Source organism: Novosphingobium aerophilum, from assembly GCF_014230305.1.
Lineage (GTDB): Bacteria > Pseudomonadota > Alphaproteobacteria > Sphingomonadales > Sphingomonadaceae > Novosphingobium > Novosphingobium aerophilum.
This window is the reverse complement of the sequence record NZ_JACLAU010000019.1, coordinates 12,968-36,021: the sequence shown is the minus strand read 5'-3', so window position 1 is coordinate 36,021 and position 23,054 is coordinate 12,968. Positions and strand designations below refer to the sequence as shown.

Here is a 23,054-nt window from a genome sequence, read left to right as displayed (position 1 = left end):
GCCCTACTCCTCGACCTTGGCGGGGAAAGCAGTGGGTCCGTTGACCGGCGCTGCGGTGAGAGGAGCGGGTCTGCCCGCGTCGGCAGGTGCCGCATTATGTGCCGCGGCAGGCGCGGGGGGGGCTACCGGCGGCACAGCACCAGGCGCCTTCGCCGTTTGCGCGAGGCGGCCTTGCACCTCGGCGCGGATTGCGTCGATCGCGCTCCCTGCCTTCAGCGCCGCACCCTTGGCGCGCGCCGCCGCAACGGCTTCGGGACTTGGCGGTCCAGCAGGTGTGGCTTTGACCTCTGGTGCGGACGACAGGTCACTCGGCAGAGTCGCCGCATCTGGCAAGGTCGGCGGGGTGAAAGCAGCGCTGGCGAGGCTTGCCGAGCGGCCCTCTATCTGGTCGATCGCCGTGGGTTCGCTGCCTGAGAGCTGCATCCAGGCCCCATCATCGACCACCGCATGCACGATCCGCGGTTCGTGGAGATTGCCGCCGCCATCGACGAACGATGGGAACACCACGCGGAGAACCCGGCGTTCGCGGTGGGCCATGCCGCCCTGTGCGGGCGTAATGCGCCCCGATCCGGTCGGGACATAGGCCGCAGTAATGGCGCGCGGAGAGGCGGGCGTGCGCATATAGGGCCCGGCGGGCGTCATCGGCCGCGCGTTCTGGATCACTGATAGCGCCTGGTCGTCGATCACCGTCGAAGGCGCGCAGGTGCCGTTGGGTGCGCTGCAGGCAAAGTTCCCCTTGATGTTGCCGCCGAACAGGCTGGTGCAGGCCGCGAGCTGGGTGGCGGCGAGACCGAGCGCAGCGACCGATGCCGCCCGCGCGAGGCCGCCTGCCTTGCGCTGCTCGGCGAGCTTGCCGAGGCGCAAGGCAAGGCGCCAGAAGGCATGGCCCGCCTCGACGCTGAGGCTGGCTTCGCCAAGCGCCGCGTACCCGTGCGAAACCTGCCAGGACCGGCGGCGCAGGCGATCAAGATCCCGTGCGGCGAGAAGCCGGCCCTCGGCATTGTCGAAGCTCGCGGCAACCTCGTGCCACAGCGCAATCGCCTCGGCCCGGTCGATCGCGACTGGCGGAAGCGAGACCTGCCCAAGCGACTTGCGCGCCACCGCGCGGGCCAGACCGGCAAGCTGCCCCGGCGTCAGCGCGGTCATGAGCGGGCGCCTTTCAGCCACTGCTCGAGCACCTCGCGCGGGCGGAAGCCTTCAATGACGGCCCCGTCCGAGCGGACTATGACCGGCGTTCCCGCCAGACCCTGCTCGCGGGCGAAACGTTCATTGGCATCGAGCGGCGAGGTGTCGCAGGCGCGGGTGTCTGTGATCGGGGCGCCCGCATAGGCAGCCTTGACCGCCTTGCGCCGATCGCGCGCACAGAACACCTGGTTGGCAAGGTCGCGGCTGCCGAGCACCGAGATCGGGCGCTCGATCACCCGCACATTCATGGTCTCGAGAACCCCCGAGAGCGCGCGGCAATAGCCGCAGCGAAAGTCGCTGAAGACGGTGACGGTCGGCCCCGAGCTTGCTCCCCAGACAATGCCGCCCGCCTCGGGCAGTGCGGCGAGCGACATCATCCGGGGGGCACCGCTCGCCGTAGGCGCATTCACGCCGCGGCGGGGGGTCTCGACTTCCTGAGCTTCCTGTCGGCTACCCGCAGCCCCGCCGACCAGCAGGTCGGGATTGACCTCGAGCAGCCGCACGGCGGTGAGGTCCTGGCGGGTCTGCATGTCGTAGACGCGGCCGATCAGGAGATAGCGCGCGGTCCTGTCGACGTAGAACAGCTGCGATCCGGCGGTGACCTCGCAGACCCCGTCGACGACCTGGCAATTGACCCGGCTCACTTGCGTGCGTGGCAAGCGCTCCTTGAGCGCCGCAGTGACCGCAAGATCGGCTTCCGACGGGGCGTTTGGCGCATTGGCATTGGCGTTCGCCCAGACCAGCGAGCCCCCGCTGCCAAGCGCGATCGCCGCGAGCGGCATCGCCAGTTTGCGCAGGGCGTCGGGGCCCCAGTTCAGTGATTTCAAGCTCGGTGACTTCAGCTTCATGGCACCCTCCTCATCCGTTGATGAACACGCCCTCGAGGAACACGATTTCGACATCGATCCCGGTCGGCATCTCGATCACGGGCTGATACTGTTCGGCCCGCTCGATCAGGTATTTGGACACAGTGTCGGCCGAGGTCGCGACGCCTTCGCCGAGCCCGCCCTGGAGGATCTCTCCGGCACCTAGTTTCTGACGCTGACCGTTCACATTGACGTTGGTGCCCTGAAGGATCGAATTGGTGTTGGCCGAGAACCCACGTCCGAACCCGCCGGCGAGCCCCGCGAGGAACGCCTGGCCGATCAGCGAGCCTTCGCGGCTGACGACGCGCCCCCTCACCCCGGTCTTGCCGCCAAACGCGATGAAACCCTTCACGTCCGAGACCGCGTAGCGGCCGTTTGGCTGCGGGCAGGTCATCCGCTGCAGCTTGACGTAGACCTTCTCGGAAGAGAGGTCGCCGCGCGCCGCGCCATTGACCAGGCACCCGGCGATGTTGGTGGTGAGGAGGCGCCCATTATCATAGACCGACCGCGCCGGCCCGGTGATGCGCAGCACCACGGGAAGCGGGTCGGTCTGGCTCTGCACGCCGGCGGCGGCATCGACCCCGACAATGACCTTGGCGACCGCGATCGAGTTCGGCGGCAGGTAGTTGGCACTGTCGGTATAGACCGTGTTGCCCTTCGGCACCGGGCTGCCTGTCCCGCTCGCGCCTTCGCCAAACGAGACGAGGCTGACCTCGCTGCCCCGTCCGCTCGGGAGCCCCGCAGCAGCCGCAGCAGCCTGCCCTGCAGGAGTGGCCTGCGCACTTTGGTAGCTCGGCGGGCTCGTGCGGCCATACATGGCATTGGGCCCGATCGGCGTCGCGCCGGGTCCGACGATAGGCTGCCCCATCCCCGGCGACTGCCGCGCCGCCGCCAGCGCCGCTTTGAGCTGCTCGTTCTCGCTCTGATAGGCTGAAAGCACCCGCTCGGTGTCCGCTGAGACCCCGGTGCCTTGCGCCTGGCTTTGCGCCATTTGCGCTTCAAGCTGGTCGGCGCGCTGCGCGCGGGCGGCGAGCGCGCGCATGTTGTTGTCCATCGCCATCATCTGGGCCTCGGACTGGGCGCGCCATTCCTTCTCGGCCATGTTCTTGTTGACCATCTCGTCGACCGAGACCTCGCCGACTTCCTTTTTGACGTGTGCGTCGCTGCTCTTGCCGCCGCCTGAGAAGATGTAGGTTGAGCCGAGCAGCAGGGCGGCGAGACCGCCTGCCCCGAGAAGCAGCATCTGCTTCTTCTTGACCGCCTCGTTGGCCTGAATCGCGTCGCCAAGCGGCGAGGCATCGCTTGGCTCGTCGTCACCGGCGGGTCCGTCGAGCGCCTTGGGCCCTTTGCGGAAGGGGTTCTTCCAATCCATCAGCGGCCTCCGTTCGATTGGATGAGGTAGACGGCAGCGGCCTGGCCCGGTGCGAGTTCGCTGACAGGGGTCATGAAGGCGACCGCGCCTTTGGCGGCGAGCATGTTCTCGTCGAGCGCGAGCGCGTCGCGGCCGGTGTTGCGGACGCGCAGGACCACGCCCTTGAGGTACGCGCCGCGGTATTCACCGACCTGCTGGACCTCGAGCTTGCCGACCGTCACCGGCTCGAGCACGTCTGAACGCACCTCGAAGCCTTCGATGGTCTCGCTGCGGTACATCGCTTGCGCGAGGCGCACCGCGCTGTCCTCGGGCGAGCTTCGCACCTCCCAGTCGCGCGCCGCTTCGGCCTTGATCGCGGTATTGGTGACGAAGACCTGCTCGGCATCGTTCCCGCGAACCTGGCAAACAAACTTGTAGACGTAGCCCTTGCGGGTGGTGCCGAAGAACGAGAGGTTGGGCCTCGCAAAGCCGTCGGGGACCGAGAGGTAGATGTCGCCGCGCACCGGCTCGTTGACGATCTTGAAGTCCTCGGCCGGGTTGCCCGTGCTGATCTTCGAGACCGCGGCAAACTGATCGCCAGCCAGGCTGATCCGGGTGAGGTCCTTGGCCGAGGCCACGCAGGCGACCGTGCCGTTGTCGGCGGCAGGAATGCTCTGGTCGGCCATGGCGGGAGCGGCGAGACACAGCGCACCAAGGCAAATGAGCACCGTGCCCACCGGGCGTCCCGTAATTGCGTAGGGCCTGCCGGCGAGCACTGCGCCCACCCCAATCGCGCCCCATCCAAGCTGGGCCATCACCCCTCTCCTCCATCGCTCTTGTTGCTGGCCTTGCCGGGCTCCGTTCCCGTGGCGCCACCCGCGCCGTCCTTGGTGACGCGTCCGAACCCGGCGAGCTTGAGGCTGACGCCCGAGTAGCTCCATACGAAGCGGAAGGTCCGCGCCTCGGCGGTCACTTCCTTGGAACCGACGACGGTATGGAGCACGCCATTGACCTCGCTGGTCAGGGCATCGGGGTCGACGCTCAGCGCTTGAATCGTGAAATACTGCGAGACGCTCGAGCCGTTCTGCTCATTGAAGATCTTCATGAGCTCGGCCTTCATCCGGCCGTGGGTCCTGGGATCCGTGATGGCGAGGATCGAATCCATCCAGTACTGGAGGTTCGAGGGCGAGCGGTTGAGCGTGAGGAGCGCGGCATCGCGCGTCACGAGCTCGAGATAGTCCTTGTCGACGTGGCTGGAGGACAGCGTGAGCGGCTTTGCCAGCACCGGCTGCAGCACGACCTCGCGGTCGCGGTGCGCCGCGGTCAGGGTGAGCAGCACGCTGAGACCGAACAGTCCGGTTGCCGTTATAGCCAGGAGGTTGCGCTGCTTCAAAAGCCGCTGCGCCTGGCCGTGGGAAATCGAGAGGTCCATATCAGCCCGCCATCAGTCGAAGATGGGAGGGCGGCGTCGCCTTGAGGCCCATGAAGGCACCGGGCAGGTACCAGTAGGCCGAATGAATGATCCACGAGACGGCACGTCCCGCCTTCAACTTGCGCAATCCCCACCAGGCCAGCACGCTTGCTGAAATCCCAATCAGAATATGTTGAGACAGGATCCCCCACGCGAAGGGCAAGATCATCGCGAGAAACTCATCGAGCGTCCAAAAGCCGATGAGCTCGGGATCATCGAGATGCGCGGGAACCGTGTAGCGATTCATGAGACGACGCCGCCCTCCAGGTTGTCCGGCCAGTCCTCGTTTCGAGAGCGAGGCCGGAGGGGGACCGCTTGGGGTCAGATCGTTGCGGTGACTGCGGCGGTGACGATCGGCACGCCGGTTCCCGCGCCGACACCGACACCCACCGGAATGGCGACCTGCGCCAGGCTGAAACGGCCCGAAGCGAGACCGACGATGCCGCCGGCCAGGCTGAGCACGGTGATGATCTTGCCGCCCGAACCTTCGAGGAAGCCGGTGAAGGCAGTAAGCGCCGTGTTGAAGGTCGCGTCAGCGCCGGCCATCGCGACCTCGCTGCCGAAGAGGGCCGCGACAGCGACGACCGCCGCGCCCTGGAGCAGGGTCTGCCCCTTTCCTTGTATGGTGCGTTTCATCTCTCGTCCTTTTTCCAAAAGCCGCGTCATTCACGGCCTTCAGAATGAACAGAGGTGCGCTGGCCCGAGCAATTAACAGGTGGTTGAAGCGGGCTCGCGAATCGGAAGATTTCCTGGAACGGCAATTTGAGGCGGGGTCTGTTTCCCGTTTGGAGAAACGGAATTTCCTTTGCGGGAACTGCGTTTGCCGTTTCGGGAATTGTGTTTGCCGGATCGGCAATTTGGTTTCCCGCTGCGGGAAACGAGCGCTGCGACTCGCTCGGCAATGGCCGGATTCGCCAAATTTACATTTCCGGGCCATTGTGGACGAAGTCACATGCCCTGGATGATCCGCTTATGGCCGCAGGCAACCGCAATGTCCGGATCCACCTGAGCCAGCAGTGCTTCGACCTGCTGGCCGATGCGATGTGCGCCTATTCCAAACGAACCGGGCGCTTCCAGACGATGCGGATGACGGTGCAAAGGGCCTGTGAACGCCTTCAATCCCACGGGATTTCCAAGGAGGAGCTCGACCTCTTCCTCAGCGAGTTCCCGGTCGACGGCGATATTACGGTGTGGCTGGAGGTCTCGCCGAAGTGGTCGGCTGACTACGATGCGCTGCGCGACAAGGTAAAGAAGATTGGAGATAGACAGGGCATTGATAAGATCCTCGTCCCACTTGCCGTCTATCTCGCCGAGCGCCACAATCTCATCTAGGTAGAGCTCCGGAGCGGTGTTACGCACTTCTTAAGACTCTTGACAGGTTATGCCATCCCATAGACGTTTTGCCTTGGGAGGGATCGAAAATGCCTCACAGGAACTTGACGCCCGAGACGGTCTTCAAGCCGAGCACTGATCCTGAAGTGGAACCGGTCTTTCTCTTCGCCAATCCGAAGCCGGGCGTTGGCGAACAGGATCAATACAAGCAGCTGATTTGCGCAGAACTCACCAGGCAAGGCATTCCGCCGGCGCATCTGGCCGATCGCCTCCGGATGACGCGGCCCAGGCTCCACAAGATCCTCAAGCGGACCAACCCACTTACGGAAGGTTTGCGGGACAGGATTTTCAACGAACTTGGGATCGACCACGTTCGCGCCAAGATCAGCGTTGCGCTGCTTCGCGACCCTGATGCCTACGCAAATCAGGCGGTTTTCCTAGCTACCGAAAGCCTCAAGAGTTTCTATCTCGAGGTCATGACCTGCCGGCGCGGCTCGATCGAGGTCGACCTGCGGCCAGCAATCATCCATGAGGCCGCACGCCGAGCTTATGATCTGCTGCTCTCGCACCAAGAACGGGTCATGCAGAACGACCAGACTTTGCAGGCCTGATGGGCAACGTGGCGTCTGAGACCGTTCTGGCATGGCAGAAGCTGTACAGCGCTGTAACCCTGCTCGCCGCGATCTGCTCCGCCTGTGCGGCGCTCAAGACATGCTACGACATTCGAACGGGCGTGCTTGCTCCACCGCGAAGGACATTTGCCGGGTGGATTGTCTGGCTCCCGCGGGTGTGGTTGCACTTCCAGCTTTCGTACCTTCTGGGATTTCCGAGCATTCTGGCGATCGCTGTCCTGTATGCCCACTATATCGGGTTTGCCGCATTCGTGCCCCCGTAGGTTATGAGGGCTACCTCGCGGTAGCCTGAGGCTCGTACTGCGAGGTTGGCCGCCATAGCCCGCGCGGCAACGATCGAATTTGGGCTCCCAAGTTTAGTGAGGCGCACCCAGTTGGTTGTGATAGCCTGCACGTAATTACGGGTCTCCGGGATTGCAGGAATGCTGCCCAGCGCGAGTGAACGACGTTCTGGCCCCGCATTGTATGCAGCCAAGGCCAAATCGACGCGTCCAAAGCGATCAAGCTGCTGACGAAGGTAGCGTGCCCCTGCCCTCATGTTGTCCAGCGCATCCCAAGGGTTAGTTAGCTCCAGAGTTCTCGCTGTTCCCGGCATGACCTGCATCATGCCCATCGCACCCGCCCCACTTAGTGCCCAAGCCTTGTATCCTGATTCCTGAGCAATGACCGCGTCGAGAAGGCTCTCAGGAAGCCCATTTTCGCAAGCTATCGCGGACATTGCTGAAAAATAGGCTACTCGGCGGTTCTCCACCTCGTGAGGCAACCACCAGGTCGGGCGATACCCATTCTGCAGGCACGATGACGAGGTGAAGGGCTCCAGGATCGCCAGATGCTTCGGTTCGAAAAGTCCTGACGGGTTGTTTACTCCGATAGCGTGGGCCCTATCACTGACGCGGCGCTCATCGGCAGGCTCAACCAAGGCTTCAAAGTGGGAGCTGAGCGCCACTCCGACGGCCACCGGTTCATTGCTCGCGGTGACGGCAAATGGAGAAAACTGGAGAAGATCGACTTCTCTAGCCTCCACGGTCGAGACGCAAGCCATAGCAGCAAAGGCGATTAAACTACAATTAGGTGAAATCACGACGCACCCCCTCAAGGCGGCGTGCTGATCTGATTGGGAATGCGCTTGATCAGAAAATCAATGACGGAAGGCAGAGTCAATCTCTAACTGAACTCATCAGGCGCGCTAAGCAGCGACCCAACGACAGATGTGTCGCGCTGATGCCGGCGATAGGACATTGCAAATTGTGGCTACCCTCGCGACAATTCATCGACTGAGAAGGCGAGGGCAAGCATCTAACTGCATGTAGGAGGGATCATCGCGACGGTGGCTGACCCCGAGATCGGAGTGGGCATGAGACACTTTTCGTCGATCTTGAGAGACCCTTGATAGTTGACTCAGGAATTGACTAAACCTCAAAGGGAAAAAAAGGCGAGCAAGGGATAGGAATTACGCTTCCATGGCTTGCGTTCGCCGGAATGGAAATGTGCTCGGCCTTGTCCGGGAGTTCTGCCACGACCACGGCATGCGCTTCCGGGTCATGTTCAAGCACGAGATCTGGGAGAGCACAACCCATCGCCAGAATGTCGCGCTGTTCTGCTCGCGCCGCTTCGCGACGGTTCGGCCCGAGCATCTGGAGCGGCTCGAGCGGCATGCCGCGGAGGTCGGGAATGACGCGACTTACGGGAGCCTTGCCGCCGCACTCGAACCGGCGTGTGCCCGGTCCGGGGAAGCGGTGCTCCAGGCGCTCACCGTCGCACGCCGGGTCGAAATCGACCTCACCCGGTATTTGCTCGATGCCACCCCCGTGACCATCCACTGACCCCGAGTTGGTCTGACCCGATCCCGGCGCAGCCGAGGTTGGGCAGGCAGCAACTCAACCCAATTCGGCAATCCCGCTGCGTCACCGCGATGCAGCTTGGGGACCCATGCCATGTGCTGAAGGACGTTTATCATGACCATTCCCGCTCCCTATGTTCGCCTCAACCCTATGACCATCGTCAGTATCGACGGCGCCGAGTATCGGCCGGATTATGTTAACGGCCGGGTCCACCTGACCCACACGATTACCGGCGAAGTCTTCCGCTGCCAGCAGCCCGGCGGCGCTATGGAAATGCCTACCACTAAACAGTTTCTCGAAATGCAGATGACCGGCCAAGCGGTCACGAAGTACGCAGGTTCCACCAATGCCATCCGGCGATCCAACGAGACTTCCGAGTGGACTCGCGATCAATTGGTCAGAATGGGCAAGCAGGGCGCGCGGGCGATCCGCATGCTGCTCATCACGCAGATGCTGGATGACCGTGGCACGCCGAACGGCCGCATCGCAACCGCGCGCGCGCTTGACGAGTTGTGGACCGAGGATCTGGCTCGCCTCTATGGACCGAGGCCCAGTCCAGATTCTGTCCTCAAGTGGAGAAAGGAGCGGGGATATCTTGGTAATCGGCGTGCGCGTGACATGGTCTTGCGCACTGGCCAGAAGATCACCGACACGAAAACGAACTCAGATCATCAGAAGATCCTGTGGGGCAGCGTTGTCGCAGCCCGCAAAGAGGGCAAGGGTCAGCAGTGGCTTTCTGCAGATTACAATTATCAACTCTTACTGTTGAACGATGGACGCCACCAGGCCTTTGCCAAGCCCAATAAGCCTTACAAACCTTACTCATCCCGGACCATCCGGCGCTATTTCAATGCGGTCGAGTCCGATGCGATGTTTGCCGAGAAGATCGAAAAGGAGGCCACCAAGCAGGACTGGTCGGGGGCAGGCAAGCCGCTGACGGCGGACCTTGTGATGCAATATGTCATCGTCGACCACACCTGGCTCGACGTTCACGTTGTGTGCCCGCAGTTGCAACTGCTGCTTGGGCGGCCGTATCTGACCTTGGCGATCGACGTGAAGAGCCGAGCAATCGTCGGGTGGCTAATCACATTCAGAGACACCTCGAGCTGGTCGGTCACGGAAATTCTCCGACGCATTGTCCGGCTCAAACGGCCACCGGCACTGATGGCCGAGCGGTATCCGATCCTACCGTTTCTCTGTGGCAAGCCGGGATGCTTGATCCTAGATAATGCTGACGAATTTCGCAGCCACAACCTCGAGGCTGCAGCCCGCGATGCCGGCTTCTCGATCCGGCTCTGCCCAGTCAAACAACCCACCTACAGGGCGATCGGCGAACGGGCGATCGGGACAATCAATCGACTGGTCGCCGAGTTCGTGCCCGGTGCCGCTATGACGATCCGCGATGCTCGGCGCTTCAACTTCAATGCAGAAAGCCATGCCGTCGTCATGCTCGATGAGCTCGAAGCGGCAATGAACCAGATCATCGCCAGCTACAACGTCGAGCCTCACGACGGCATTGGCGACAAGCAGCCCGCGCTTGTCTTCCAGGAACACATAAACCGGTTCGGAATCAATGACTTCACCGATTTCGACAGCTTCGCCCGCGACATCATGTCCGTGGTGCCCAATGCTCAGCTCAGCGCCACCGGTATCCGAGCGTTCAATCTCCGGTATGGCGGCCGCGAGACCGTCACGGAATTGCTGCGCGACCTGGTGCCACTCGAACCCCGCCGCCAGCGGCGGGAGCAAGCGACTGCAACGGTCGAGTTCCGGTATGACCCGATGGACATCAGCCGGATCCATGTCTGGAACCGTCGCACGCGTCGTTATGTGACCCTGCAGTGCACGGATGAAACCTACGCCGACGGCATGCCCGAGTGGCTCAACGACCACATCCGAGACGAGTCCAAAAAGCTCGGTCTTGCTTTCAACACCGAGGCGGAGCGGCGCATTGCCCTTGGACGGTTGATCGAGGCGATGAAGAACATCGACCCCGCGTCCTATGCGGAATCCCGGAAACGCTATGCCAAGCTGTGCGAAATTCCGCGTCTGCGTCAAATCACCGGCAACATTGTCGATGTCATCACGGCGCCGCCTTCGGCGGTCTTTCTGGGCGATTTCATCGCACACGACCGGGCCCGGGTGACTGCGCTGGATGACATGATCCTCTCACCACGGTCTGGCCCCAGAGCCACGAAGGAGAAGACGGCCCTCGAACTGCGCCGCGAGAACGTGGCTCTCGCCCAGCAGCAGGCCAACACCGCGCCGCGCGAGCGCCGGCTGCCCGGCCGGGGAGGCTTCTGATGAGCACTCCGACGCCTTTGGGCACCTCCGACCGTGCGGCCGCTGCGCTGCGGATCGGGCAAGCCAAGCAGAAGTTTGACGCGATCCGCGTCGACTATCCGCCGCAGACCGAGGTGATCGCTCGTCTCGCCGAGGTCTGCCATGCGGCCGAGGGGCGACCACCCGGGTCGCCCTGCGGGGGCGCCATGCTGGTGGCGCCCCATGGCTGCGGCAAGACCGAGGCTGTGACCGCGTTCAGGCACTTCATGGAGCGTGAGGCCGGACCTGGGGAACAGCCGGTCGTCCATTGCACGATCAGCGCGGCCGGCACGACAGATTCCGTTCCCAGCTCGATCCTCTTGGCCATGGGCGTCGCCCGGCCTGACACCGGCAACGAGAAGTCGAGATGGGCCCGTGCCGTCGCCGAGGCCCAGCGTCGCAAGGTCAGGATCTTCGTCATCGACGAGTTCAACCGAGCCGCGCGCCGTGATCGCATGAGCGGGCCGATTGCGACCTCCATCCGCGAGCGCATCATGGACGCAGGGGTAGCGCCGGTCGCGTTCGTCGGCTCCGAAGACGCCGGCTACGTCCTGGCCAAGGTCCCTGAGCTCATGGAGCGGCTCGACGACGATATCGATCTCTCGCCGATGTCGTGGGACAGCGCAGGTGACCGGCTGCTGTTCAACGATTTCGTGTCGGACCTCGACCAGGCGATGGTCGATGCGGGCGTGCTGTCTTGCCTGTCCCACCTTGGCGATCCGGCCATCGCCGAGCCGCTGTGGCAAGCGTCGTCCGGGCGGGTGCGGCGCATCATCAAGATCGTGCGGGCCGCCATGGCCTCGGCCCTGCATGATGGTCGCCACGCGATCGATCATGACGACCTTCGCCACGCAGTCGACAGCTACTGCCTGCCGCGCGGCTTCTGACTCGAAAACCCCTTCGGAAATGGATTGGGCGAATGACCACCAACTCCGCCCCTTGGCAGGTCACCTGCGAGGTTCCGTTGATCCCGGGCGAGTCCCTCGACGGCTACGTCGCCCGGGTCGCGGCAGCCCATCACATGCCGCGCATGGCGGTCATCACCGAGGTGGCTGGCGCAGCGGCAACGGCGCGGCCACATGCCAGCTTTTGTGAGGAGGAGGGTCTTCCGGTCCTTGCCGACTGCCTGCGGGTCGATCTTGCAACCCTGCGCCATCACGCCCCGCTGTGGTCGACAGAAACCGAGACCCTGAACTTCTTCGGCACGCGGTTGCCGAAGGATTTCCTGCAATTCCCGGCGCGGCGGTTTTCGCCCAAGGCGCTCGAGATCTCGCCCCATCACCGCGCGCTGTGGCAGCTGCGGGTCCTGCCGATCTGCTCGGAAACCTGGGTCTACCTGGTTGACCGTTGCCCGAACCCAGCCTGCGGACGCCAGCAGGTGTGGCGCCGGACGGTGGGTATTGACCTGTGTGACTTCTGTGCCGAGCCCCTCACCCGGGCGGAAGCGGCATCGGTACCCGAGGCTATGCGCGAAAACCTCGAGCACCTGGTCGGGCTGGTTCATCCTGATCCTGCACGGCGGACCGCCACCTTGGCCCTGCTCCCACCGCGTCTCACGGCGATGGAAGGCGGCGAGCTGCTCGAGCTCGCGTGCGCCCTTGCGCCACTGATCAATCACCGCGCGGCCAAGCCGCTCCACATGCGCAGCTTGTCCCTTGAGCAAGCGGCAGACGTGATCGTGCCGGCGATCGCCGGAACCTGGCCGCTGCTGCAAGGCTGGCCGCATGCCCTCGATCAGCACATGGTCGATCGGATCGACCGCGCCAAGGTCGCCCGGGTTGATGGCAACCGCGGGTTCAGTTTCCGGTTGCTGACCCGCTACAACAAGCGGGGCCTGTCGCCGGGTGTCGCCGACGTGATCGGCGAATTCGTGGCCATGCTGCGGAACTCCCGCACCCGAGGCATCACGATCCGCGAAGCGATGAGCCTGACCGGGGGCCGCCAGCGTGCCCTGTGCGCCATGCGGCGCAGCGGTGCCCTGCCGTCGGTCATCGCCCTCGATGGCCATCAGCTTACGGTGCTGATCGATCGAAGTGCTGTCGAGGATATGGTCCATCGCAACAAGCCGCGCGAGCGCCTGGTTCGCGCTGCCTGGCGCCTCGGAGTGCCGACCTATGCCATCCACCAGCTGGTACGCGACGGCGAGCTTGTTGCGACCCCCACTCCGCCTGGTTGCTCGGAGCAGCTTGCCGTTTACGAGGAGAGCCTTGCAGCGCTGGAGCAGGACCTGCGCAGCCAGTTGGCCCTGCAGGACGAAAGCCTCGCGACGAACCTGTTCAAGCTGATGCACCGCATCGGCGCCCGTCCCAAACCCTGGGCCAAGGTGCTCGCGGCGATCCGGACGGGCGCGCTGACAGCCAGCCTGGCTGATGGGACAGCTCCGCTTGCCCAGCGCATCATGGTCGCCAATGAGGACGTTCTCGAGCTGCCCATCTTTGCTGACGATCCCGCCATGGACTGGTCCTGCGTCATGGTGAGCAAGTCGGACACCGCCGAGATCATGAACATCCCGGCACCCAACTTTTCCAAGTACTGCGATTTCCTCTTTGGCCCCGGCGGGTACTTCCGTGACATCACGATGGAGGAGGCGCTGACGCTCGGGCGGACCTACATCGGCACTGGCGAGATGGGGCACCGGCTCGGCCTCCACCATACCGCCGCCCGGCACATGGCCGAGTTCCGCAAGGTGGAAAGCCGGTACCCGGGGCTCTACAGCCGGGAAGCAGCCGAGGCGCTGATCCCCGAGATGTCGCGACAGGCGATCGGAGGAGCGCCAGTGATCAGTGTTCCGGAAAAGGCGTCGGCCGAGATGCTGGCTACAGTTTCGCCCGAAGGGCGGCTTAATCTGCCACCCTATCTGCGCCGCAAGCTTGGCCTCGACCAGGGCGGGCGAGTGACGTTCGAAGAAGGATCCGACGGCGTCATCATGCGAGCACTGGCGGCATCAGGATCGAGCCAGGGTACCAAGGCTGAACAGCGCCTCTGATCGGCGTCAATTCGAAAGGACATGGGTCATGAACAAGATCCCGAAGGGCTATCCGCGAAAGGTCAGGCGGATTTCCGTCGAGCATCTGCGCCGCAAGCCCGCGGCCATTGTGGCGCTTGCTCAACGTGACCGGGTGATCATTCTTCGCGCCGGCAAGCCTGTGTGGACAGCGGTGAATTCCGCGTACACGCAGATGATTGAGGAGCGAGCCGGCCTCTCCCGCTGGCTGTAGGCAAATCCGGGACAGGGTCAAACATCGGTAGAATTCTATTCAATTCCGGAGAGCTTTGCGGGGCTCAGATCAGGACGAGGCCCATCTCCGACTCCCAGCGATCCGTTAATTGACCTCGCGTCTCAAGGCGTCAACGCAACCGTTGCATAAATTTGAAAGCAAGGTAACCCGTTCTTCAAAGGATTGTATCCGTTGGCGAGGGGGACATGGGTTTCATGCGGATCGTGGCGGTCGGAGGCACCGCCGGCTTGCTATTCGGCTTCGATACGGCCGTGATCGCGGGCACGACCCAAGGCCTGACTGCGGCGTTCCAGCTGACCCCGGCCATGCTGGGCCTGACCGTTTCAAGCGCACTGTGGGGCACACTGTTGGGCGCAGCTTTGGCAGGCGTTCCGGGTGATGCACTGGGCGCCCGGACCTGCCTGCGCGGCGTGGCCGGGCTCTACGTGATATCGGGGCTGGCCAGTGCTCTGGCGCCGTCGCTAGCCATCCTCATTATGGCCCGAGTTCTGGCAGGGGTCGCGGTTGGTGCCTCCTCCGTGCTCGCCCCAACATATCTGGCTGAAATCGCACCCGCCCAGCGGCGCGGCGCGATCGTTGGCCTGTTCCAGTTGAACATCGTGGCCGGCATTCTGGTGGCCTATCTCAGCAACTATCTTGTGGGCCAGTTTGGATTGGGCGACCACGAATGGCGCTGGAAGTTTGGCGTCACCGTGTTGCCTTCGCTGATCCTCGCTGGCCTGCTGTTCACCATTCCGCACAGCCCGCGCTGGCTGATCACCAAGGGGCGCAGCGAAGAGGCCGGAGCTGTGCTGGCTCAGCTAGGCACCGGCAACGCCGATGGCATCCTGAACGAAGCCCACGCCCTCAATGCCGCGCGAACTGGAGGTGATGCCCGACTGACCTGGCAGAGACACGCCCGGCCTATGACGCTCGCCGTCCTGATCGCGGCGTTCAATCAGCTGTCCGGCATCAACGCGATCCTCTATTATCTGAACGACATCTTCGCGGCGGCAGGGTTCGGCAAGGTCTCGGCCGACATCCAGTCGGTGATCATCGGAACCACCAACCTCGTGTTCACCGGACTGGCGCTGCTAGTGATCGACCGGGTTGGGCGGCGCACGCTGCTGCTGGTGGGTTCGGTGGGCCTTGCCGCCAGCCTGTTCGGCGTCGCGCTGATCCAGCTGAACGACAGCCACCAGGCGCTCTTGCTGCCCATGCTGATCGTCTTCATCGCCTCCTTCGCGTTCTCGCAGGGGGCGGTGATCTGGGTCTACATTGCCGAGATTTTCCCCAACGAGGTGCGAGCCCGGGGCCAAGCGCTGGGATCCTCGACACACTGGGTGATGGATGCGCTGATCGCCGGCATGTTCCCGGTAGTGGCGCAATGGTCGAAGGGCCTCCCATTCGTTTTCTTCGGTACGGCGATGGTCGTGCAGTTCTTGGTCGTGTTCCACCTCTTCCCCGAGACGAAGCGGATTGGGCTGGAAGACATGAGCCAATCGTTGGGCGACTGAGGTGGCAACGTAGGAGCACGCGACTTGCAACGCACTCGACGAAATAAGGCGGCTGCTGCCCTCGCGACATTGTCACTGGGGATCGCACCTATGGCTACGCTTCTGCCGATGACCGCCGTCGAAGCCGGTCCGGACGCGCCACGCTCGAGCCCGCGGATCGATGAGGCCTGGCGCCCGGCCTATCATTTCACCCCGCCCGCGCGGTGGATGAACGACCCCAATGGGTTGGTGTACTTAGACGGGCGCTACCACCTGTTTTATCAGTACCACCCGGACTCGACCCTATGGGGGCCGATGCACTGGGGCCACGCGGTCAGCCCAGATCTGGTGCACTGGACCGACCGACCCGTCGCCTTGGCGCCGGATGCGCTTGGCATGATTTTCAGCGGCAGTGCCGCGGTCGACCGCACCAACAGCGCCGGGCTGGCCGGGGAACTTGCCCGCCAAGGCTCCAAACCACCGCTCGTCGCGCTGTTCACCTACCATAATGAGGCCGTTAAGCAGGCAGGCGGGCTGCCTGAGCGTCAGGGTCTGGCATACAGCACCGATAGCGGCGAGACCTGGCTTAAATACAGCGGCAATCCCGTACTTCGACCGGGGGCGGGGCAGCGCGATTTTCGCGACCCCAAACTGTTGTGGCACGGCGCCAGTAAATCCTGGGTGGTGACGCTTGCCGCGGGCGATCATGTCGCGTTCTTCGGATCGAGTGATCTCAAGACCTGGCACCCGCTCAGCCGTTTCTCCACGCAGCACCGTCCCAGCGACGGGGTCTGGGAATGTCCTGATCTGATCCCGATCCGCGTTGCGGGAACCAGTCGCACCAAATGGTTGCTGTTACATAGCGTCAATCCCGGGGGCCCTAACGGCGGGTCGGCCACCCGCTACATCGTCGGCGATTTCGACGGCACCCGCTTCAGCCCCGATCCCCTGTTCGCGCGTGCTATCGCCCGGGACGGGCCGCGCTGGCTGGATTGGGGGCGCGACAACTATGCCGGTGTGACCTGGTCAGGCCTGCCTGACGATCAGGATCGCGTCGTTCTGATCGGGTGGATGAACAACTGGGACTACGCCGACAAAGTCCCCACCGTCAGCTGGCGCGGTGCCATGACCTTGCCGCGTGAACTGACGCTACATCGCGATGTGCGCTATGGTTATGTCTTGCGTACCGCTCCGGTGCGTGAACTGCGGGCGCTGGAGGGCGAGTCACTAGTGTTGGGGCCGCAACCGGTGTCCCAGAGCCTGGCTGTGCCGCTACCAGAGTCGGTGGTGAACCAGACCAAGGTGGAGGTGACCTTCACAGTTGCGCCCGGCACGACAGAAGTTGGTCTGGCTTGGTCAAACACTGCCGGGGATCGCTACACCTTCGGCTACGACGCCGCGCGCAATCGCTGGATCAGCGATCGCCGCCAGTCCGGAATAGTCGACTTCTCTCCCCGGTTCGCCTCGCTCGACACCGCGCCGCGGCGAAATCGCTCCTCGGTCGTGCGGATGACGCTCTATGTCGATCGGGCTAGTGTTGAGGCGTTCGTCGATGGCGGGACCACGGCGCTCACCACCACGGTCTTTCCGCGCAGCCCTTACACCCGGCTCGAACTCTATACCAAAAGCGGGCCCGCGCGGCTGCTGGCCTTGCGCGCTTTGCCGATGCGGGCGGCGTTTCCACCCGGTCCGTGACCAGGCACCGACCCTGCCTGCCCTCTCAGCCGGGCACCACGTCGAATGCGAGGTTCAGCCGCTCGCCGGCCTCGAACGGCACGGTCCCGTGCCACAGGGTCGACGGGAACAGCACCAGATGGCCGGCGCGCGGCGCGATGGTCGCATAGGGAGCGAGGTCCAGGCCCAGCTCGGCCGGCGGGGCGCCGAACTGGAAATGGCCGGCGGGGGCGGGGCCCATCGCCTCGGGCCCGGGCAGGCTGACGTAGAAGGCGCTGCTGATCCAGCCGCGCGGGTGCGAGTGGGCGACGTTGAACCCGCCCGGACCCAGCAGCACCGACCAGCTGCCGGCGATCAGCAGGCGGTCGCGCGGGCGGGCGAGCAGGGGATGGGTCGGATCGGGCGGGGGCAGGCCCGCGACATAGTCGCCCACGGCGGCCAGCAGCGCCTCGCGGGTGCGCTGGAGCAGTGGCTCGTGCCGGAGCAGGACCGATCGATCGGTCTGGGTGCCACCGCGGACCGACTGTTCGGCATAGGGCAGCTGGAAGGCATGGAGACCGCGCAGCAGATCGGCGAGATCGGTCAGCTCAAGCGCCGTCAGCCCCACCGCGGCATCCTGCACGAAAGGCGGCGCGCCATCGAGCCAGCCGGCCCGTTCATCGTCCAGCAGGCGCCAACAGGTCGAGACATATGGCCAGACCTGACCGGCCAGTGGCGAGCAGGGGTCGGTCCGGGCGAGCAGCAGGGCGATCTCCAGCGCGCGCTCGGGCTGTCCGCGCCGCAGGGCATGGCGGATCGCGGCGATCCGCACGAAGGGCTGCGGCCAGTCCGCAGTCAGCGCCAGCAGGCGCTCGGCCGCGGCATCATCCCCGCGCTCCGTGGCGAGAAACAGCCGTGCCTCGGTCAGCGCGCGGGAGGACCCGAGCGCCGCCTCGGCGCGGCTCAGCACGCTCTCCGCGCGCGGCCAGTCGCGCAGCTGGGCCACGGCAGCGAACCAGCCGAGCCAGAGCGCGGGATTGTTCGGCTCCGCCGCAACCGCGCGGGCATAGGACGCATCGAAGCCAGCGCGGTTGCCCGCCACCCATTCGAGCGCGGCGAGCACGCGGTGCCCCTCGGCCCAACCCGGCTGGCGCTCCAGCGCCGCAGCCAGCAGATCGCACGCGCGCTTGGGCCGGCCTTCGCTCGCCTCGGCCAGGGCCCGGTTGCGCAGCGCGTCGAGATTGTCCGGCCAGAGGCGGCAGACTTGGCCGAACAGGTCCGCCGACGGGTGGCCCAGTTCGTAGCGCGACTGGGCGTGGAGAAAGGCGATCAGCGGATCGCCCGGCGCAAGCACGCGGGCCCGGGCAATCGCCTGGTCGGCCTCGACCATGCGCTGGGCGCCGCGCAGCGCCCGCGCCTGATCGCGCCAACGAAGCGCCTCGGCGCTCATCCCCGCAGGCTTACGCCGCCGCGGCGCAATGGCGGGCCAGCACGTCGGCATGCCGCGGGAGCCGGGCGGCCTCGCTCGCCATGGTCCCGCGCAGCCGCGCCAGCCAGTCGCGCGCATCGATCCCGCGATAGTCGAGCAGCGGGTCGTGGCTTACAGGCAGGTTGTTCTGCCCGACATGGACCGCCAGCCATGAGGGCGGCGCGAACAGGTCGAGCTCGCGCGCCGTCAGCCGGCCATAGCGGCGGAAGTGATCGATCTTGAGCTGCAGCGTGTCGGGAATGGCCATCGCGCTGACATAGCGCCACAGTTCGGAATCCTGCCGCTGGGTCAGCTTGTAGTGCAGGACGATGAAGTCGCGGATCCGCTCCATCTCGCCATGGGCGACGCGGTTGAACTCGTCGCGGGTGGCGGGATCGAAATCCTTGTCCGGGAACAGCGCGAGGATCTTCGAGATGTTCGCCTGGATCAGGTGGATCGAGGTCGATTCGAGCGGCTCGAGAAAGCCCGAGGCGAGCCCCACCGCGATGACGTTGCGGTTCCAGTGCAGCTTGCGCCGCCCGGCGGTGAAGCGCAGCGCACGCGGATCGGCCAGGGCCTTGCCGTCGAGCCGGCTCGCCAGCAGCTCGCCCGCCCGGGTTTCCTCGAGGAAACTGCTGCAGAACACATAGCCGTTGCCGACGCGGTGCTGCAGCGGGATGCGCCACTGCCAGCCCGCCTCGCGCGCGGTCGAGCGGGTGTAGGGGGTGGGGTTGCGATCGCCCTCGGGATGATCACAGGGCATAGCCACGGCCCGGTCGCAGGGCAGCCAGTGCGACCAGTCGTCATAACCGGTCTGCAGCGCCTGCTCGATCAGCAGGCCGCGGAAGCCCGAGCAGTCGATGAACAGCTCGCCCCCGAGCACCCGCCCGTCTTCCAGCGTGACACCCTCGACGAAGCCGGTTTCGCCGTTCAGCGCGACGTCGGCGATCTTGCCCTCGATCCGGGTGACCCCGCGGGCCTCGGCATAGTCGCGCAGGAACCGGGCATAGAGCCCGGCGTCGAAGTGGTAGGCATAGTCGAAGGTCGACATGACCGAGCGCGGATCGCCCGCCGGATGAGCGAACTTGCCCGCCTTGGCCATGTGCCAGGCCATCGAATGGTCGTCGAGCGGGGCGGTCTCCCCGTCGGCGCGCGCCTTGAGCCAGTACTGGTGCAGCGGGACGAGATCGAAGTCCTTGCCGAAGGGGCCGAAGGGGTGGAAGTAGCGGCTGTCCTCGCGGCCCCAGCCAACGAATTCGATCCCCAGCTTGAAGCTGCCCTTGGTGCGGGCCATGAATTCGCGCTCGTCGATCCCGAGGGTCTGGTTGAACAGACGGATCGGCGGGATCGTCGCCTCGCCGACGCCGACCGTGCCGATCTCCTCGCTTTCGACCAGGGTGATCCGGCAATCCTGCTTCAGGGCATGGGCCAGCATGGCCGCGGTCATCCACCCGGCAGAGCCGCCGCCGACGATCAGCACCTCGCGAATCCTGCGGTCGGTCATGTTCATGAGCCTCTCCTCACCCCTTCCAAACAGGAAAGGCGGGCCGGACGCAATGTCCTGACCCGCCTCCCCTTTGGTCATGCCCCGTGGCGGGGCCGATCGCTCAGAAGCTGAAGCGAGCCGAACCGGTCACCGTGCGACCAACAGCACTGGTCAGGTTCAACACCGCACTGTTGCCGCTGCGCGACGCGATGCCAGTTGGACCAAAGGCCGTGAGCGTGTTGAACAGGTTCGCCACGTTAACGCCGAACTGGAGGTTCTTGATCGGGCTGAACTTGGCGTTGATCCCGAACAGAGTGCCGCCCGGATACTCCAGCCCGTCATTGTCGACGGTCGTCGTCACACCGGTCATGTTGCCGCCGAACGAGATAGTATCGGTGACATCATAGTTGACTGCGACCGTGTAGCTCAGATCAGGGATGCCATCCGAGCGGACGTACGCATTGGCGCCGGAGGGCTGCTTCTTGGCCTTGTTGTAGGTGAGGTTGGTCAACAGCGTGAAGCCACCATTCCGATAGGTGCCGTAGAACTCGGCGCCCGTGGTCTTGTACTTGTTGGCCACGATGCAGCCCGTCGCAACACCGCCACACTTGGTCTGCGACAGCTCGTAAGTCGTGATATTGAAGTTCGACTTATAGAGCGTGAGTTCCGCGGTGTAGCGGCCGCCAGCAAGGTTGCCGCCGTTCTTCAGACCGATTTCATACTGATTGACGATGTCCGACACGGCCGCCGCGCCCGAGGTGCTGTTGAGCGCACCACTGGGGGTGAAGTAGCCGTTGAAGGTCATGCGGTCAGCATTGAACCGGGTCCCGCGCGAAGCGCGGATGAACAGCGAGGTGTTGTCCGCCGGCTTGTAAAGGCCGCCGAACGACCAAGCCGTCAGGTTCTTGCTGTACTTGATCACCTCGGGCGCCGCATCGGGCAGATAGTAAGCGATGTTGGTCGTCACGCTGTTCTTGGTGAACGGATCGATCTGCGTGACCGGCAGCGAATAGACCTTGCCGGTGCTGTTCTGACCCGAACCCGAGCCGCGGTTGTAGTCCTGGCGGACCGAAGCGTCGAGCTGCCAGGCGCCACCGTCAAGATTGAGGCTCAGGTAAGGCGCGTTGTCGGTGAAGGTGTAGTCATAGGTCCGAGCGCAGCAGCCACCCCAGTTGTTGCCATAACCGGCGATGCCATTGGCAGTGAGCAGAGCGCCGGCTGAATCATAGAGATTGAGCATGGCCGGGCTGGTTCCGCTGACCTCGTTGAAGGTCTTCTGGGTGTGCCAGTCCATCGCAATCTTCTGGCTCATGAAGAACCAGCCGGCGGTCAGGTTGGCCTTGATCCCGTCGCTGACTTCATAGGTCCCGGTCAGCTTCAGATCGTTCACGAAGCCGCCCACATCGCGGATGCGGGTGTAGACGTTGGTGTTCGTGTTGATCAGCGGGTTGGTATAGAGCGCGCCGGCGCTCGGCCCGTTGGCATAGCGGATGGTGGCCACGGCCGCGTTCGGCAGCGCTTCGTTGGGCTTGGTCCCGATCACCGACGAGGTCGGCTGAGCACCGAAGAAGCCCGAGGCGAAACCGCCGCTGATGTTCGAGAAGCGGGCATTGTAGTCGAGCCGGAGATTGTCGCTGAACTCGTAGTGGATCTGGCCCTGGAAGGTCTTCTGCTTGGTCGTGATGCCGTTCAGCGGCTGCAGCTTGCGGGTGCCATCGACATCCACATAGTAGAACGAGGCGTTGTTGATCGAGTAGATCGACTGCTTGCGCGTGTCGAAGTTGGCGCAGGGCTGAATGCCGCTAACCTTGCTTCCCCAGCCGCCGGGACCGGTGACAGTGGCGCAGGCGATGCCGCCGGTGTCGTTCGGCTCCTGCGTATCGGCCACCTTGAACAGCAGGCGGACATAACCCTTGTTGTCAGCCAGCTCCTTGGTCACGTTGCCGCGGATCTGGTACGAGTTCGAGACGTTGTAATCCGCGCCCTTCGGGCCGCGGCCGACGTTGTAGAAGCCGCCGATGTTGTAATAGGTCGAGTCGTTGATGCTCCCCGACTGACGGAAGTTGACCCGCGTCCAGTCGTAGCTGACGCCCTTCTCGAGCTCAACGAAGCCGCCTTCCGAACGGCTGGTCTTGCTGATGTAGTTGATCACCGCGCCTGGCGCCTGGCTGGCGAGGGTGGCGGTGGTGCCGCCGCGCACCGCGTCGACCGTCTCGGTCAGCGCATCGAAGCGCGTGAAGTAGTCGTTGTTGCCGAACTGCATGTCCCCGTAGAGGACCAGCGGCAGGCCATCTTCCTGGAGCTGCACGAAGGTCGCGCCACCGGTGGCGACCGGCAGACCGCGCACAGCGAAGTTGCCGTTGCCGCCCGGGCCAGAGATGTTCGGCTGGAGACCAGGCAGCAAGCGCAGCAGATCACCGGTCGACTGCGGGCGGAAGTCAGCGATCGTGTCGGACGAAACCGAGGTCACCGAGATCGAGCTGTTCAGCTTGGTCTTGTTGCCCACCGAAGCCGTAACCACGATCGCGTCGAGGCTGCCAGCGTCCGCCACTTCGGGCTTGTCCTGCGCTATCGCCGGAGCAGCCATAAGTGTAGCCATAACAATGGCTGCGGCAGACGCACGGGTTCTATAAGCCGTCATCTTCATACATCACCCTCCACAAAAATCTGGGTTTACCACCAGACACCATGCCCCCATGGCAGGGGCAACAAACGATTTCAACGAAATTTGAC

General features: G+C 64.3%; 20 protein-coding genes. 9 read left to right on the top strand and 11 right to left on the bottom strand.

What is annotated here, in order from left to right:
* Positions 1-3 precede the first annotated feature (3 nt).
* The 7 genes from H7F49_RS11915 to H7F49_RS11885 all read right to left on the bottom strand — a co-directional run bounded on the left by H7F49_RS11915 (position 4) and on the right by H7F49_RS11885 (position 5,509).
* Positions 4-1,146 (bottom strand): hypothetical protein, encoded by a 1,143-nt coding sequence (locus H7F49_RS11915; protein WP_185683825.1) that lies wholly within the window; start codon positions 1,144-1,146, stop codon positions 4-6.
* Positions 1,143-2,033, bottom strand: a complete 891-nt coding sequence (locus H7F49_RS11910) for a DsbC family protein (RefSeq protein WP_185683824.1) — start codon at positions 2,031-2,033, stop codon at positions 1,143-1,145. Before H7F49_RS11910 ends, H7F49_RS11915 begins: the two co-directional genes overlap by 4 nt.
* 10 nt (positions 2,034-2,043) lie before the next feature.
* On the bottom strand, positions 2,044-3,423 hold the full coding sequence (locus H7F49_RS11905) for a TraB/VirB10 family protein (protein WP_185683823.1): 1,380 nt from the start codon (positions 3,421-3,423) through the stop codon (positions 2,044-2,046).
* A complete protein-coding gene (locus tag H7F49_RS11900; protein WP_185683822.1) occupies positions 3,423-4,217 on the bottom strand; it encodes a type-F conjugative transfer system secretin TraK in 795 nt (264 codons plus the stop codon). Before H7F49_RS11900 ends, H7F49_RS11905 begins: the two co-directional genes overlap by 1 nt.
* Positions 4,217-4,834 carry a type IV conjugative transfer system protein TraE gene (locus tag H7F49_RS11895; protein ID WP_185683821.1) on the bottom strand — a complete coding sequence of 206 codons (618 nt, stop codon included), beginning with the start codon at positions 4,832-4,834 and terminating at the stop codon, positions 4,217-4,219. The genes H7F49_RS11900 and H7F49_RS11895 overlap by 1 nt, the downstream gene beginning before the upstream one ends.
* Position 4,835: 1 nt before the next feature.
* Positions 4,836-5,120, bottom strand: coding sequence for a type IV conjugative transfer system protein TraL (gene traL / locus H7F49_RS11890; protein ID WP_062345589.1), 285 nt, complete (start codon positions 5,118-5,120; stop codon positions 4,836-4,838).
* A gap of 74 nt (positions 5,121-5,194) precedes the next feature.
* Complete coding sequence (locus H7F49_RS11885) at positions 5,195-5,509, bottom strand: hypothetical protein (protein ID WP_185683849.1); 315 nt, start codon at positions 5,507-5,509, stop codon at positions 5,195-5,197.
* Positions 5,510-5,710: 201 nt separating this feature from the next.
* On the opposite strand from H7F49_RS11885, the gene H7F49_RS11880 reads away from it, so the two are divergent.
* Complete coding sequence (locus tag H7F49_RS11880) at positions 5,711-6,205, top strand: hypothetical protein (protein ID WP_235982117.1); 495 nt, start codon at positions 5,711-5,713, stop codon at positions 6,203-6,205.
* 104 nt (positions 6,206-6,309) lie between these two features.
* The gene (locus H7F49_RS11875; protein ID WP_235982116.1) at positions 6,310-6,816 is read left to right on the top strand and encodes a hypothetical protein; all 507 of its coding nucleotides are present in this window, start codon (positions 6,310-6,312) and stop codon (positions 6,814-6,816) included.
* A 250-nt stretch (positions 6,817-7,066) separates the two neighbouring features.
* On the opposite strand, the gene H7F49_RS11870 is transcribed toward H7F49_RS11875, so the two are convergent.
* Entirely contained in the window at positions 7,067-7,879 is an 813-nt protein-coding gene (locus H7F49_RS11870; protein WP_185683819.1) for a lytic transglycosylase domain-containing protein, read from the bottom strand.
* 445 nt (positions 7,880-8,324) lie between these two features.
* Here H7F49_RS11870 and H7F49_RS11865 point away from each other — a divergent pair, with 445 nt between their 5' ends.
* From H7F49_RS11865 to H7F49_RS11835, 7 genes are all read left to right on the top strand, one after another.
* Entirely contained in the window at positions 8,325-8,660 is a 336-nt protein-coding gene (locus H7F49_RS11865) for a hypothetical protein (RefSeq protein ID WP_185683818.1), read from the top strand.
* A 132-nt stretch (positions 8,661-8,792) separates the two neighbouring features.
* Positions 8,793-10,982, top strand: coding sequence for an integrase catalytic domain-containing protein (locus tag H7F49_RS11860; protein WP_185683817.1), 2,190 nt, complete (start codon positions 8,793-8,795; stop codon positions 10,980-10,982).
* Positions 10,982-11,887 (top strand): ATP-binding protein, encoded by a 906-nt coding sequence (locus H7F49_RS11855; protein ID WP_185683816.1) that lies wholly within the window; start codon positions 10,982-10,984, stop codon positions 11,885-11,887. Before H7F49_RS11860 ends, H7F49_RS11855 begins: the two co-directional genes overlap by 1 nt.
* Before the next feature lie 32 nt (positions 11,888-11,919).
* Positions 11,920-13,986: a TniQ family protein gene (locus H7F49_RS11850; protein WP_185683815.1), complete on the top strand. Its 2,067-nt coding sequence runs from the start codon at positions 11,920-11,922 to the stop codon at positions 13,984-13,986.
* 28 nt (positions 13,987-14,014) lie between these two features.
* Positions 14,015-14,218 carry a hypothetical protein gene (locus tag H7F49_RS11845; RefSeq protein WP_185683814.1) on the top strand — a complete coding sequence of 68 codons (204 nt, stop codon included), beginning with the start codon at positions 14,015-14,017 and terminating at the stop codon, positions 14,216-14,218.
* 215 nt (positions 14,219-14,433) lie between these two features.
* A complete protein-coding gene (locus H7F49_RS11840) occupies positions 14,434-15,735 on the top strand; it encodes a sugar porter family MFS transporter (RefSeq protein ID WP_185683813.1) in 1,302 nt (433 codons plus the stop codon).
* A gap of 108 nt (positions 15,736-15,843) precedes the next feature.
* Positions 15,844-17,409, top strand: coding sequence for a glycoside hydrolase family 32 protein (locus tag H7F49_RS11835; RefSeq protein WP_185683812.1), 1,566 nt, complete (start codon positions 15,844-15,846; stop codon positions 17,407-17,409).
* A gap of 25 nt (positions 17,410-17,434) precedes the next feature.
* Here H7F49_RS11835 and H7F49_RS11830 read toward each other — a convergent pair whose 3' ends face one another.
* The 3 genes from H7F49_RS11830 to H7F49_RS11820 all read right to left on the bottom strand — a co-directional run bounded on the left by H7F49_RS11830 (position 17,435) and on the right by H7F49_RS11820 (position 22,908).
* Entirely contained in the window at positions 17,435-18,817 is a 1,383-nt protein-coding gene (locus H7F49_RS11830) for a putative 2OG-Fe(II) oxygenase (protein WP_185683811.1), read from the bottom strand.
* A gap of 10 nt (positions 18,818-18,827) precedes the next feature.
* Entirely contained in the window at positions 18,828-20,345 is a 1,518-nt protein-coding gene (locus H7F49_RS11825; protein WP_185683810.1) for a tryptophan halogenase family protein, read from the bottom strand.
* Between the two features lie 97 nt (positions 20,346-20,442).
* Positions 20,443-22,908 carry a TonB-dependent receptor gene (locus tag H7F49_RS11820; protein ID WP_235982115.1) on the bottom strand — a complete coding sequence of 822 codons (2,466 nt, stop codon included), beginning with the start codon at positions 22,906-22,908 and terminating at the stop codon, positions 20,443-20,445.
* Positions 22,909-23,054 lie beyond the last annotated feature (146 nt).

Bases quoted from the DNA above. Each gene is read 5' to 3' on its own strand.
- H7F49_RS11915 (WP_185683825.1), bottom strand. From the start codon at position 1,146: ATGACCGCGCTGACGCCGGGGCAGCTTGCCGGTCTGGCCCGCGCGGTG.
- H7F49_RS11910 (WP_185683824.1), bottom strand. From the start codon at position 2,033: ATGAAGCTGAAGTCACCGAGCTTGAAATCACTGAACTGGGGCCCCGAC.
- H7F49_RS11905 (WP_185683823.1), bottom strand. From the start codon at position 3,423: ATGGATTGGAAGAACCCCTTCCGCAAAGGGCCCAAGGCGCTCGACGGA.
- H7F49_RS11900 (WP_185683822.1), bottom strand. From the start codon at position 4,217: ATGGCCCAGCTTGGATGGGGCGCGATTGGGGTGGGCGCAGTGCTCGCC.
- H7F49_RS11895 (WP_185683821.1), bottom strand. From the start codon at position 4,834: ATGGACCTCTCGATTTCCCACGGCCAGGCGCAGCGGCTTTTGAAGCAG.
- traL (WP_062345589.1), bottom strand. From the start codon at position 5,120: ATGAATCGCTACACGGTTCCCGCGCATCTCGATGATCCCGAGCTCATC.
- H7F49_RS11885 (WP_185683849.1), bottom strand. From the start codon at position 5,509: ATGAAACGCACCATACAAGGAAAGGGGCAGACCCTGCTCCAGGGCGCG.
- H7F49_RS11870 (WP_185683819.1), bottom strand. From the start codon at position 7,879: ATGGCTTGCGTCTCGACCGTGGAGGCTAGAGAAGTCGATCTTCTCCAG.
- H7F49_RS11860 (WP_185683817.1), top strand. From the start codon at position 8,793: ATGACCATTCCCGCTCCCTATGTTCGCCTCAACCCTATGACCATCGTC.
- H7F49_RS11855 (WP_185683816.1), top strand. From the start codon at position 10,982: ATGAGCACTCCGACGCCTTTGGGCACCTCCGACCGTGCGGCCGCTGCG.
- H7F49_RS11850 (WP_185683815.1), top strand. From the start codon at position 11,920: ATGACCACCAACTCCGCCCCTTGGCAGGTCACCTGCGAGGTTCCGTTG.
- H7F49_RS11845 (WP_185683814.1), top strand. From the start codon at position 14,015: ATGAACAAGATCCCGAAGGGCTATCCGCGAAAGGTCAGGCGGATTTCC.
- H7F49_RS11840 (WP_185683813.1), top strand. From the start codon at position 14,434: ATGCGGATCGTGGCGGTCGGAGGCACCGCCGGCTTGCTATTCGGCTTC.
- H7F49_RS11835 (WP_185683812.1), top strand. From the start codon at position 15,844: ATGACCGCCGTCGAAGCCGGTCCGGACGCGCCACGCTCGAGCCCGCGG.
- H7F49_RS11830 (WP_185683811.1), bottom strand. From the start codon at position 18,817: ATGAGCGCCGAGGCGCTTCGTTGGCGCGATCAGGCGCGGGCGCTGCGC.
- H7F49_RS11825 (WP_185683810.1), bottom strand. From the start codon at position 20,345: ATGAACATGACCGACCGCAGGATTCGCGAGGTGCTGATCGTCGGCGGC.
- H7F49_RS11820 (WP_235982115.1), bottom strand. From the start codon at position 22,908: ATGGCTGCTCCGGCGATAGCGCAGGACAAGCCCGAAGTGGCGGACGCT.